This is a genomic window from Olivibacter sp. CPCC 100613 (assembly GCF_036959255.1).
Lineage (GTDB): Bacteria > Bacteroidota > Bacteroidia > Sphingobacteriales > Sphingobacteriaceae > Olivibacter.
Map to the genome: position 1 here is coordinate 179,793 of NZ_JAWMTI010000006.1, position 11,509 is coordinate 191,301.

The 11,509-nt window shown below is 41.1% G+C and carries 10 protein-coding genes; 5 read left to right on the plus strand and 5 right to left on the minus strand.

All coding sequences use genetic code 11. The annotated features are described in order from the left end of the window. Positions 1–13 precede the first annotated feature (13 nt). Positions 14–883 carry a pirin family protein gene (locus RYH73_RS18880; protein WP_335315030.1) on the plus strand — a complete coding sequence of 290 codons (870 nt, stop codon included), beginning with the start codon at positions 14–16 and terminating at the stop codon, positions 881–883. 136 nt (positions 884–1,019) lie between these two features. Beyond that, on the plus strand, positions 1,020–1,319 hold the full coding sequence (locus RYH73_RS18885; RefSeq protein ID WP_335315031.1) for a GNAT family N-acetyltransferase: 300 nt from the start codon (positions 1,020–1,022) through the stop codon (positions 1,317–1,319). Between the two features lie 18 nt (positions 1,320–1,337). Here RYH73_RS18885 and RYH73_RS18890 read toward each other — a convergent pair whose 3' ends face one another. Continuing rightward, a complete protein-coding gene (locus RYH73_RS18890) occupies positions 1,338–3,698 on the minus strand; it encodes an ABC transporter permease (RefSeq protein WP_335315032.1) in 2,361 nt (786 codons plus the stop codon). A gap of 313 nt (positions 3,699–4,011) precedes the next feature. On the opposite strand from RYH73_RS18890, the gene RYH73_RS18895 reads away from it, so the two are divergent. Then, positions 4,012–4,257 (plus strand): hypothetical protein, encoded by a 246-nt coding sequence (locus RYH73_RS18895; protein ID WP_335315033.1) that lies wholly within the window; start codon positions 4,012–4,014, stop codon positions 4,255–4,257. A gap of 64 nt (positions 4,258–4,321) precedes the next feature. Here the strand turns inward: RYH73_RS18895 and RYH73_RS18900 are convergent, their stop codons facing one another. The 4 genes from RYH73_RS18900 to RYH73_RS18915 form a co-directional block, all read right to left on the minus strand. Continuing rightward, positions 4,322–6,808, minus strand: a complete 2,487-nt coding sequence (locus RYH73_RS18900; RefSeq protein ID WP_335315034.1) for a DUF1963 domain-containing protein — start codon at positions 6,806–6,808, stop codon at positions 4,322–4,324. 14 nt (positions 6,809–6,822) lie between these two features. Then, entirely contained in the window at positions 6,823–7,425 is a 603-nt protein-coding gene (locus tag RYH73_RS18905; protein WP_335315035.1) for a hypothetical protein, read from the minus strand. Between the two features lie 22 nt (positions 7,426–7,447). Beyond that, complete coding sequence (gene tssD / locus RYH73_RS18910; protein ID WP_335315036.1) at positions 7,448–7,906, minus strand: type VI secretion system tube protein TssD; 459 nt, start codon at positions 7,904–7,906, stop codon at positions 7,448–7,450. An 84-nt stretch (positions 7,907–7,990) separates the two neighbouring features. Further along, positions 7,991–8,320 (minus strand): DUF4870 domain-containing protein, encoded by a 330-nt coding sequence (locus RYH73_RS18915; RefSeq protein WP_335315037.1) that lies wholly within the window; start codon positions 8,318–8,320, stop codon positions 7,991–7,993. A 203-nt stretch (positions 8,321–8,523) separates the two neighbouring features. Between RYH73_RS18915 and RYH73_RS18920 the strand changes: the two genes are divergently transcribed. Next, positions 8,524–10,374, plus strand: coding sequence for a LuxR C-terminal-related transcriptional regulator (locus tag RYH73_RS18920; protein WP_335315038.1), 1,851 nt, complete (start codon positions 8,524–8,526; stop codon positions 10,372–10,374). Positions 10,375–10,521: 147 nt separating this feature from the next. Continuing rightward, on the plus strand, positions 10,522–11,508 hold the full coding sequence (locus RYH73_RS18925) for an NAD(P)H-dependent glycerol-3-phosphate dehydrogenase (protein ID WP_335315039.1): 987 nt from the start codon (positions 10,522–10,524) through the stop codon (positions 11,506–11,508). The last annotated feature ends 1 nt before the right edge of the window (position 11,509 follow it).

Sequence of the window (11,509 nt, forward strand, 5' to 3'; positions counted from 1 at the left end):
AGAAAGGGAAACCATGAAAAAGTTAATAGAAAGCATTGTAGCTAAACCAGTCAAACCTGGCATGGTGGGTGACGGTTTTAGGGTGTTCAATTACATTCCCAGAGGAGGAATCACGCAACGACGTATTAGTCCATTTTTGATGCTCGACTTTAACGCGGCATTTGACTTTGGTCCTTCTGATCATATACGCGGTGTTGACGTTCATCCTCATAAGGGATTTGAAACAGTAACCATTGCCTATCAGGGTAGCGTTGCCCACTACGATAGCGCCGGAAGCAGCGGTGTTATCAATCCAGGTGATGTACAGTGGATGACGGCCGGTAATGGCATCCTTCATAAAGAATTCCATGAAGAATCCTTCTCAAAAAAGGGAGGACTATTTGAGATGGTGCAACTTTGGGTAAACTTACCTAAAAAGGACAAGTCAGTGGCTCCCCATTATCAAGCACTTACTGCCGAAAATATGGGAAAACTGGTGCTGGACAATAATCAAGGCCAGGTGAACATCATTGCCGGTGGCACAGCAGGCGTGAACGGTCCAGCATCAACTTATACACCGATCAATTTATTTGATATCCAGCTGAATAGTGGAGGTACCTTTACTACATCGATACCATCAACGCATAATACGGCACTTTTGATTGTAAATGGCCATATTGAAGTAAATGGAGCGGAAGCAGCTGAGCACAGTTTCGTCTTATTCAAAAACGAAGGTGATGAAATCAGCATACAAGCGAATACAAAGAGCGTTATTTTATTGTTGAGCGGAGAACCTATCAACGAGCCAATCGCGAGTTACGGACCTTTTGTTATGAATACCGACGCAGAGATAAGGGAAGCGATCATCGACTTTAATATGGGGAAATTCGGTTATTTAGAATAAAATATAAATCCATTTTCAAGAAAAGGCGATTAAAAGTCGTCTTTTCTTAACCTAGATTAATCAAGCTATATAAATTATACGCTAGCTTTACCTTTACAAAACACCCGGTTAATAAAATACATCATCACGTATTCATATGGAACAATTAAAAGTCAAATTAGAAAACAATCGAGGAGAAATTCAGCTTTTCGTTGCTGATCGTCAAGCAGGAAAAATGGAAATTTCCATTTATAACGGTCGATTGACCGTGTATCACACCGAGGTAGACCCGGAACATGAAGGTAAAGGTTACGCAAAACTACTATTAAATAAATTAGTGGAGTATGCGCGTGAGAATCACCTGAAAATTGCTCCCCTATGTCCTTACGTACACAGCCAATTTAAACGACATCCAGAACTTTATCAGGATATCTGGTACCAACAGGAAAACAAATAAAGTCTATTTACGACCTGATTATTCCGTTCGCAAACTCCTTACCGGGTTGGTGGTGGCTGCGCGCAAGGCATTTAAGCACACCACCACCAATGCCAAAAGCAGTACAAAGCAACCAACCACAACAAAGGTCCAGACACTGATGCTTACTCTATAATTGTATTTTTCCAACCAATGATGCATCAACCACCAGGTAAGTGGCACCGCTAAGCTTAAAGAAATGAGTACCAACTTCAGAAATTGGCCGGAAATCAACAATAAGACCTGATTAATCGTAGCCCCCAGTACTTTACGAATACCAATTTCCCGAAAGCGTTTCTCAACCGTAAATGAAGCCAAGCCGGCCAATCCGAGACAACAGATAAAGATAGCCAAGCCGGCAAATATATTGGTTATCGTACTGATCAATTCCTCATTTATAAACTTTCTTCCAAACTCTTCATCCGCGAACTGATAAGAAAAAGGGAAGGCAGGGTTATACTTCTTAAATATGGTCTCGATAAAGGGTAAAGCCTTTTGTGGTAACACGCCTTCGCCAAGTCGTAGCGAAATAACGCCAGTTGCACGGGGGTTGTAAAAAGTAAGCATGGGATCAACCGGTTGATAGGGTGATTCCATAATAACATTTTCAGTTACCCCGATCACTTGATACTTTTCATCGCCAAAACGCATCTCCATTCCTATCGGGTTCTTTAGACCCATAGCCTCCACTGCAGCCCGATTGAGTAAAACAGCGGTTGAATCAGCAGGCATCCCCGAGAAGTCCTGTCCTTGCAGTAAATTAATGCCCATCGTCTTCGTAAAATCCACGTCTGTACGAATGCCCGAAATAATCAGACTCAGATCGGCAGGCTTTCCATTCCAATCCGGAGCACCTGATTTCCACCAAATCTGGGTGATGGGAGAACTTGAGCGTGTTACCGCTTGTACTACTCGACTGGCAAGGAGTTCTTCTTTTATCGCGTTAAAATTTTTTTCTGTATCCTCCGTACCGGTTACCATCAGCAAATTGTCCGCTTTATAGCCCATGTTGCGATTTTTCACATATTGTATTTGCTGGTATACGATAATCGTCGCAGAGATTAACAAAATGGAAATCACAAATTGGCCCACAACCAACATATGCCGTGGCAGCGCAGCCTTTTTGCCCGACAAGAATAGACCCTTCAATACGTTGACAGGATTAAATGCTGAGAGATACAAAGCCGGATAACTACCGGCAACCAACCCCGTAAAGAGAATAATAAGGATGGATCCGAGCCAAAAATAAGCCCGATTTAGCTCAAGCGACAGCTCCTTCTCTACCAGTGTATTAAATGCAGGCAACAAGAGAAAAACGAAGCCGATCGATAGCAGAAATGCCCCTAATACCAACAGGGTCGATTCGCTGAAGAACTGTAAAATCAACTGCAATTTCCCACTTCCCAACGTTTTACGGATACCTACTTCTTTCGAACGTTTCTCTGATCTAGCCGTAGACAGGTTCATAAAATTCACGCAGGCAATCAGTAAAATGATGACGGCTATGATTGAAAAAAGCTTCACATATTCAATCATTCCCCCCACATTTTTTCCGTCTTTAAATTCGCTATATAGCCGCCATTTAGCCATCGGAAAGGTGAAGTACGTGCTGATTCGATCACCTGGGTCATGTGTTTTTTTGATGGCGTTGATGGTTTCATCCACTTGTTGAATAGCTGCTCCCGGCACAGTCTGTACATAAACACGCCAGCTCGACCCTACCCAATTGCTCATCATTTGCTTCGTGTATTCATCCGAATAATTGAAAGGACGCACAAAATCAAACTGAAAGCTCGAGTTGCTTGGCGGGTCAGCCACTACGGCGCTCACCTTTACATCACGGTTTTCCTCTACAATACGAATGCTTTGATTCATAGGATCTTGCTCACCAAAAATTGCCCTTGCTGCCGACTGGGTAATCACGATAGCTGATGGGTCCTGAATAGCGGTGGCAGGATTTCCTTCTATAAACTTCCAGGAAAACAGGTCGAAGAAATGCTCACTGACAGTCATACCATTCTTTTGTAGTAAAGCATCCTTATGACGCATTGTAAGGTCATATCCCTGTGTAGTGACTGCGGCATTTTTGATTTGCGGACTGGCCTTTTCTAAAGCGGACGCCAGTGGTAACACCATATTATAATCGGTAAAGACACGATTATTAAAATCGCGATTGGCAATTACGACATGGATATTATCATAATTTACATGGAATTTATCGTAATTAAGTTCATCTCTCACCCATAGCAAGATAAAAATTGTGCAGGTGATCCCTATACTAAGCCCCAGCATGTTGGTCATTGCAAAACCTTTGCTTCTAAGCAAGTTACGCCAGGCGGTTTTGATATAATTCTTGATCATATTCAGATTGATTTACCCTACTTAGCAAACAACAAGTTTGCCAATAGCATAAAACCTGACATCAAGAGATTCAGCGACTTTATTCCAACAGGGGCTGTTCGAAATCGAACAGTTTTTGTACGATTCCGAACGAAATAGCGTTACTTTTAGCAAAGGACCTTCGGGGGATGTGTATATCATTCTTGACATCAAGACCGGTTTTTTATTTCGAGAAGCCAAATTAAATGGTTAAACTTGTATTAAGTTAGTAGTAACCTTTTGTTAAATAACATCATTTATATTGAGTTCACATCGACCATTAAAAAATAAATAGATGAAAATAAGCGATATACAGATTCCGGTTTTTGTGATCCATGAGCTCATCATCCGCTTGCAAGAGATTGACCCTTTGGTCGGAGAATATAAACATCATTATTTTTCCGCGGAGGAAGCTGTTGTAGAAACGTCTCATTTACAGCTGCGATTTCCCATGTACCTACTTCGCCAACAATTTCAAGATCCGGAACTCATCAGCCACGATGAATTACGACAGCAATTACCTTTCTTCTTGAGAGCCTAATGTACTACGGATTTACTCATCTACTCAACATTTCAACCATTTAACTACTCAATCTCTTAACTACTTAACTACTCTCCAAGCCACAATAAACGTTAGAAAAATCAGCTTTCGCCAAATCACTTTTGTGAATAACAAAATAAATCTCCCCCGAATCCCAGAAACAGAATCCCGGCAGGTTATCCGAACTTACCCGCAAGAGCACCATGAAATCTTTCGCATTTCCGCGTAATTGGTTAGCAGCTTCTATTTGTGGCGAATCGTGTTGTTTAAATACATAACTATTTATACTGTGCACCGGCTTCACCGATAAATTATCCTCTAAACGCAACTTCAAGGCTTCGACCCGTTCGTATTCTTCCTCAAGATCCGATAAATTGGCCGCTTCATCCACATAGAGGTCCTCGTCACTATAAAAATTTGGCACACTTGCATATTTACCGATCTTCACAGAACAAGCAGAAAAGATACCATGATCATCATAAATGAAATCCTCTTCTATTGGCAGTTGGGCAGCTGAAACCAATGAATCAGTTTCCGCAGCGTATATTACTTTTGCCTTAAAATCTTCCTGATCTGTGATGAAGAAATAGAGAATGCCATGCCTGGGCATATAATCCTGATACGGTGCAAGTTCAGCACAATTCAATTGCGCGATGAATTGATAGCCCATTAATCGTTTATCATAGGTGGTAAACACAGGATATTCTATCTTCTCCGGTAAATCCGGTAAGCCTCCAAACCGTGTATTTCCTTTCATCGAGTAATCATCCAGGTGCGTTGTTTCCAAAGCAAGCGACCTAAGTGCCAGCGACTTGATTCCCCTTTCATAGGGGGTCCAATATTCATCACGAAGCGCCCGAGTCAGTTTTTCATTCAGATCAGGGTCATGAAGAGCGGTAAATAGTTCCGCTTGAATCGCTATCGTTCCTTTTCCATCCGCCCCCTTATAGATATAATCGAGCAAGCTTTGCTTCTTTTCCAGCTCCAGCGTCAAACTTTCTATCCTTTCCAAACCGTCCGGAAGACGCGTCAGCGGATTCTTTGAAATATCCAAACGACGAAGGTTCGGCAAATCGCAGAGAGTTTCAGGTACCGTCTGGAGTTGATTCCCATCTAATGAAAGGGATTTTAACGATGGTGAGAAACTTTCAGGAAGTTTTTGAAGCCTGTTATTAGACAATGTACCATATTCCAATTGCGGAAGTGCTAACAAATTTTCAGGGATCAATGTTATCTGTGTGCCTGTAATGAACAACAAACGCAAATGGTGCAAGGCACTTATTTCTTCAGGAATTTCCTTTACCTTCCAAAAACCCACCAGTACCAATTCCTTCAAGCTGGTCAAAGCGATCAACTGCTTTGGTATTTCTTCCAACGCCATTCCATCTTGCGCATTTTTATCCAATGTAATGCTCAAGGATTCCAAACCGGTGTAGGTAAATAATTGATCAGGCAATGTAGCAGCATCAACTTTTTTTAGCCGTACATGACGCGGCAAGTTGACCGGTGCCAAGAAGAGCTCCTCCAAGGAGGAAAAATGATAGTGTTCCCAAGAGATTCTTTCGAGCTGGAGTTGCTTCGCAAAAGAAATGGGATAACGGGCGTCTTCCGTGATGGTTTGAAAATAGCCGTTCATCCCGATCCAACCATCTTTTAAGACTAATTGGCCAAAAAGTTCAAGATTGTATTTAAAGCCGCCTTTCCAAAGGTATGCCTCACGCTTAACATCATAATCCTTTTCAAAACTAATTATACCATTTGGGGCATCCGGTTGATAGATATTGTTTACTGAAAAAGTAAAATATACTTCTCCATCTTCATAATCATTTAGTATATGTCCATGCTGCGCATCGTTGTAGTTTTTGATACGCGCCTTCAGTGTTACAACAAGGTCACTTCCCGTGTTGCTATGAGAAGGAATATTCGTTTCGGAGCTGTCTAAATAATCAAAGTCCAAACCATCTACGCTAAAGTAGGCCTCCCCATTTTTCGGTATCTCAAAGGCCATGGGGTCATCGTAAACCAACGAGTCATCTTTCTCCTTTTTATCCAGCGAATCGTATGGAGCAAATAATTCATTAATAGCTTCCTGCTGTGAATCAACCGCTTCCTGTGCATTTCCAATAACGCGTATGCTAAGAAAAGCTTGTTCAAACAAGGCAAATGATTTCTCCCAAAGGGCTGTCTCACAATCACCGATAAAATCAATGCTACAAGCATGATCTATCGCCAACATGCCAAAATAGAAAGAATAGCCTGTTTCTTCATTTATTACTGTGCAGATATTAGCCTCATAACCTCCAATTTCCACGCTCCATTCTTCCAGCAACTTCGCTGCCCCTCTCCGATTCAAACAGAAATTAATAAACTTCTCTTTTAGTGATTTTCCCTCTTGCTTCGTGTAGTAGGAATTTTCGATCGGGCTCACGCCGATTGTTACCAAATCATCTCCCACTTCATATTCGGCACGTACACTTTCGAAGATAATCCGACGATTCTGAAAAAGATCGGAAACTTCCAGCTCAAACAAATTTGTTTTGATCGTTTGCATAAGTTCTTAATTTGTTAATCTCTGCGGATATTTACGATGTATTTTTCTTCCATTAATTTTTCAAGCTCCTCTTTCGATACAAAAACAACGCTTTTTCCATAATCTGCTGCATGATCGCGACGAATAACACTTAATTTTGAAGAGCTGGGCACTTCGTAGTTATTGATTCTGAACCCCAGCGAATCGCCCTTCATCTGACTAACGAGGTACAAGGTATAATAGCCATTTGACTGTTTCATTCCATATACATCACCTACTTGTGGCTGCTGCAAATATTTATCGGTTTGCCTATTTTCATTGACGATCGCGACGATTATAAATAATATCAAAACCGCACCGAGCAGCAATCCACTAAAATATTTCAAAGGTACCCGCGGTTTCTCTTGCAGTATATGCTGCGATTGTTCAGCGGTCATTCCTCTCTTTTCCAGCATTTGTCTGCAATGGGTACAATAGCTAAGGGTTTTCACCTTATAGCTAAACATCGGGATCCAGAAGATATGGAAATAATGTACAAAAAAACGAAGTCCTACCGATTGTATTGAACCACAATGAGCACAGTTGAATGTTGGTTCTCCCGTATGTATAAGACTTTTCCCGGTTCCAAAAATGATCATATTCTGCAAAAATTAAGGTCCATCAATTTCCTTTTGCATCAACCGCTGCATATTGTATCGGAACATTATCGATCGTCAGGTTATCAATATAGATGGAAACCTGCGTAGACGCATAACCATAGCCCTCACCTGACGAAAAGCTCTCCGATGTAGCTCCCACGAGCGCATCTCTGAACGTAATAGTGCGCATGGACTCATTGTTTCCTTTCGTTTCCACGGTGATTACGCCATCTGCCTTATTCATTTGCCCTCCGATCCATTTCAATAAGAATTCGTCGGCATTTTGTTGAAAGTCGACACTTACTATATAGACGTCGTAAGGCGAATATTGGAGCGACTGGTTATCACCTCTAGGCCTTGTACAGGAGTAGGCAAAGGAATTTAATAGATAGTTTTGCGATTTTTTTGTTTTTGGATCTGTGAGTTTCAACGTGATAGTACGGTTACCCTGTTGTGCAAATCCTTGAAATACAAGGAACATACATAGTAATGTATAAAAAAAACGTCGTTTCATTGTTTTTTCTTTTTTTGCGATTATCCCATCGATAGATGTCACGCGCATGATTTAAAAATTAAATTTTCCTTCAAATACCTTTCCGACGAGGGGTACGGGTTTCTTCACTTCATTAATGGCAGTGATAATACCTAATAGCAGTAAAACCAATGGAATTAACAGGATTACATAGCACAGGATTGCCAATCCGGGCAAAAAGGCCAAAATAATGGCAGAAAGGATGCTCAGTACAATATAAAAAATGAAGATACCCAACGATTGGCTTAAATGATAAGCGACCAGGCTGCTTTTTTCTTTAGATTTCTGATAATTTAAATAGGCAATAACCCATCCAACAATGGTCAGATAAGCGATAATTGACATGTTTTTATTCGTCATCATAATACGATCTGTTTAAAAAATGAACAGGACAAAGCTAGTATGGAATCGTTGACGCGCCTAAAATTTGCCACCTATACAACGTCTACATCTCGAATTCCATCTAACTACAAAGCGTCTACAAAAACACTGCAAAAAACTATTAACCAGAACCTTATCACATTAACCCGCTTTTGATAAATGTATCTTTTTTCTATTTTTGACATATGCATTGGCTCAAAAAGTCCTTATTCCTCATCGGTATTTTTCTCTTCGCCTCCCCTTACTTTTCAAGCGGACAAGAAGTATACATTGACTCACTGGAGAATCTTTTAGTGCAACCGAACACCAAACAAGCAGATAAACCACTGATTCTTTGTCTGCTAGCAAAGGCAAATACAGAGAAAGATTTAAAAAAATCGATCAAACAGGCAAAAGAGGCGATTCATATTGGCCGACAAGCAAAAAGTAACGAAGGGGCCGCTCTGGGTTTCGCAACACTCATTTATCTCTATGTACAGGAAAACAATATCAAAGAAGCCTATGCAAGTCTTGACAGTGCACGTTACTACGCTTCGCAAACAAAGAGCCCGATTGCAAAAGGATTTGTCGAATTTCGGGATGGATGGTTAGATCTTGTGAACAGCGAAAACGATCAGGCGATTACCAAACTATTGAAAGCGCTCGATCAATTCAAAGCCGTGAATTTTCACGAGTATGAAACGACAATTTACCATTATCTAGCCAGCATTTATGGTTATGGTAACGATGCAAACAAGCAGATGGCTTATGCCCGCCTCAGTTACGAAAGCGCAATCAAAAGTCGACAAGTAGATGCCTTTAACACGGCTTACTTCACTGTAGGACAGAGCTTCTATGATCGCTATAAACTGGACACCGCTCGACGTGATTTATTAGATTCCGCATTGACATATGATAAAAGATCTATTCGATTATCATCCATTCAACGCGGGCGAATCATTACGCTAAGCAATACAGCTGCTGTAGCGCTTAATATCGCAAATAGCTATTTCAAACATTTTCCCTTCCATTACAAAGACAGCGCAGATAAGTACATCGATTTCGCTATTGATATTGCAAAACGGACAAATCTGCACGAAGTGCTTATGAATTGCTATGGCATTCGAAGTGAGTATGCTTTACAGGAAGGGCGATATGAAGAAGCAGAAAAAACATTGCTCGACGGTTTGGCCGCCATTGAAGGCAGTGTTGTAAAAATGCCCGTGACCAAAGCGCGGATATTTCTCGCTCTATCAAAAATTGCTGAAAAAAAAGGATCGGATAAAGCTGCGCTGCGCTATCTCAAACAACATATCGCATATAACGAAGATGCTTTCAATGAAGAGAAAATAGCCAATATCCAACGAATGGAAGCTCAGTACAGCATGGCCAAAAAAGAACAAGAAATAAGCTACTTAAAAAAGCGAAACTTCTTATACCTCATCATCGGCATATCCGGTATCCTTAGCTTGTTATTCCTGCTCAGCTCCTATAATTATAAACTGAAAGCTTCCATCAGAAAACAAGCACTGATTGACCGAGAAAAAGAAGAAGCACAACTAAAAGCACAGCTAAAAGAAGCAGAGGCCAACAGATTACATGCCGAACAAATCTTGTTAAAAGAACGGGAGGAACGTTTACAGAAGGAGGTCTTAGCAGGAACCCTGCAAATTGAAGAAAAAAACGGCTTACTGGACATGTTATCCAGTAAAATCATGGAAAAGAGTAATCTTTCTGTTGATGAACAGATTAAACGTATTATGCACAAACAAAAACGGATGGATAAAGAGTTTGAAGAGCATAAAACGGATTTTTTCGAAAGCGAGTCCCAATTTTTCGAAAAATTACAGAAGAAAGCCAATCATACCCTTACCCGGTTAGATTTAAAATATTGCTCCTATATGCTCATGGGACTCTCCAACAAAGAAATATCAACACGCTTGAATATTGAACCAAAGAGCATCCGCATGGCCAAGTACCGTCTTAAACAAAAACTGGGTCTCGAAAAAAATGATCAGCTGGATCAGTTTATTCAACAGATGGGACATCGGTCTTAAACAACTGACTAAAAGATGATTACAATTTAAATCCAAATCAAATTTAACCAATAGTTGTATATTTTTCCATAAATTCGTATATTTGCACTCCGATTTGGCTACACGACTACGTAGCCCTGTTTTTCTATCATCTAAAAATCAATTGTTTTGATTGAATTGGGCGTTTTTGGCGGTGGCAGTTGGGCTACTGCTCTAGTGAAAATTTTAACAGACAATAAATTAATAGTTAATTGGTATTTAAGAAGACCCGAGCAAGCGCAAGCAATACAAGAAACGGGGCGTAACCCCGACTATTTAAACTTCGTTACTTTAAATACGGAATATCTACGGTGCAGCTCTCAGAAGTCGGAGGTAGCACAAAAGAGTAACCTTCTTTTATTTGCCGTCCCAAGTGGAGAACTCCCGAAGCTATTAGCCGATTTTGATGCAAATTGGGCTCAGGACAAAGTTATATTGAGTGCCATTAAGGGAACCGTCGGCGATGAACATGAAATACCAAGCATTTTTCTCGCCAAGCAATTAGGCATACCGAATAATCTTCAGGGCATTCTTGCAGGACCTTGTCACGCCGAGGAGATCGGCCATAGAAAAAAAACGTATCTGACGATCGGCGCAATTGATACCGATTTGCAACAGCTCTTACGAGAATGCTTTTCAGGCGATTATCTCGACATTCGTCTAAGCACCGATATCATCGGAATCGAGTGTGCAGCCATTTACAAAAACGTAGTTGGCCTGGTCTGCGGAATGGCGAAGGGGCTCCATTATGGCGATAATTTTCTGGCTGTTCTGGTGTCGAATGCTTTGGCGGAATTAGCGGATGTTCTTCAGCACATGGGCAGCGACGCCGAAATTCTTAATTCCTCCTACGCCGGCGACCTTCTAGTAACGGCCTACTCAGTGCATAGCCGCAACCGCCTTTTTGGCGAAATGATCGGTCGTGGCTACAGCGTCGATAAAGCAAAAGGCTCCATGCACATGGTAGCTGAAGGTTACGGTGCAACACGCGGGCTTTACGAAAACACACGGAATTTTCCGATCGGACTACCTGTTTTACAAACAGCTTACCGCGTATTATTCAGGCACATGCCTGTAGTAACAGAGTTTAAACTATTAGAACAAAAACTAAAATAGT

Coding starts and splice junctions, on each gene's coding strand:
- RYH73_RS18880 (WP_335315030.1), top strand. CDS start 14: ATGAAAAAGTTAATAGAAAGCATTGTAGCTAAACCAGTCAAACCTGGC.
- RYH73_RS18885 (WP_335315031.1), top strand. CDS start 1,020: ATGGAACAATTAAAAGTCAAATTAGAAAACAATCGAGGAGAAATTCAG.
- RYH73_RS18890 (WP_335315032.1), bottom strand. CDS start 3,698: ATGATCAAGAATTATATCAAAACCGCCTGGCGTAACTTGCTTAGAAGC.
- RYH73_RS18895 (WP_335315033.1), top strand. CDS start 4,012: ATGAAAATAAGCGATATACAGATTCCGGTTTTTGTGATCCATGAGCTC.
- RYH73_RS18900 (WP_335315034.1), bottom strand. CDS start 6,808: ATGCAAACGATCAAAACAAATTTGTTTGAGCTGGAAGTTTCCGATCTT.
- RYH73_RS18905 (WP_335315035.1), bottom strand. CDS start 7,425: ATGATCATTTTTGGAACCGGGAAAAGTCTTATACATACGGGAGAACCA.
- tssD (WP_335315036.1), bottom strand. CDS start 7,906: ATGTTCCTTGTATTTCAAGGATTTGCACAACAGGGTAACCGTACTATC.
- RYH73_RS18915 (WP_335315037.1), bottom strand. CDS start 8,320: ATGATGACGAATAAAAACATGTCAATTATCGCTTATCTGACCATTGTT.
- RYH73_RS18920 (WP_335315038.1), top strand. CDS start 8,524: ATGCATTGGCTCAAAAAGTCCTTATTCCTCATCGGTATTTTTCTCTTC.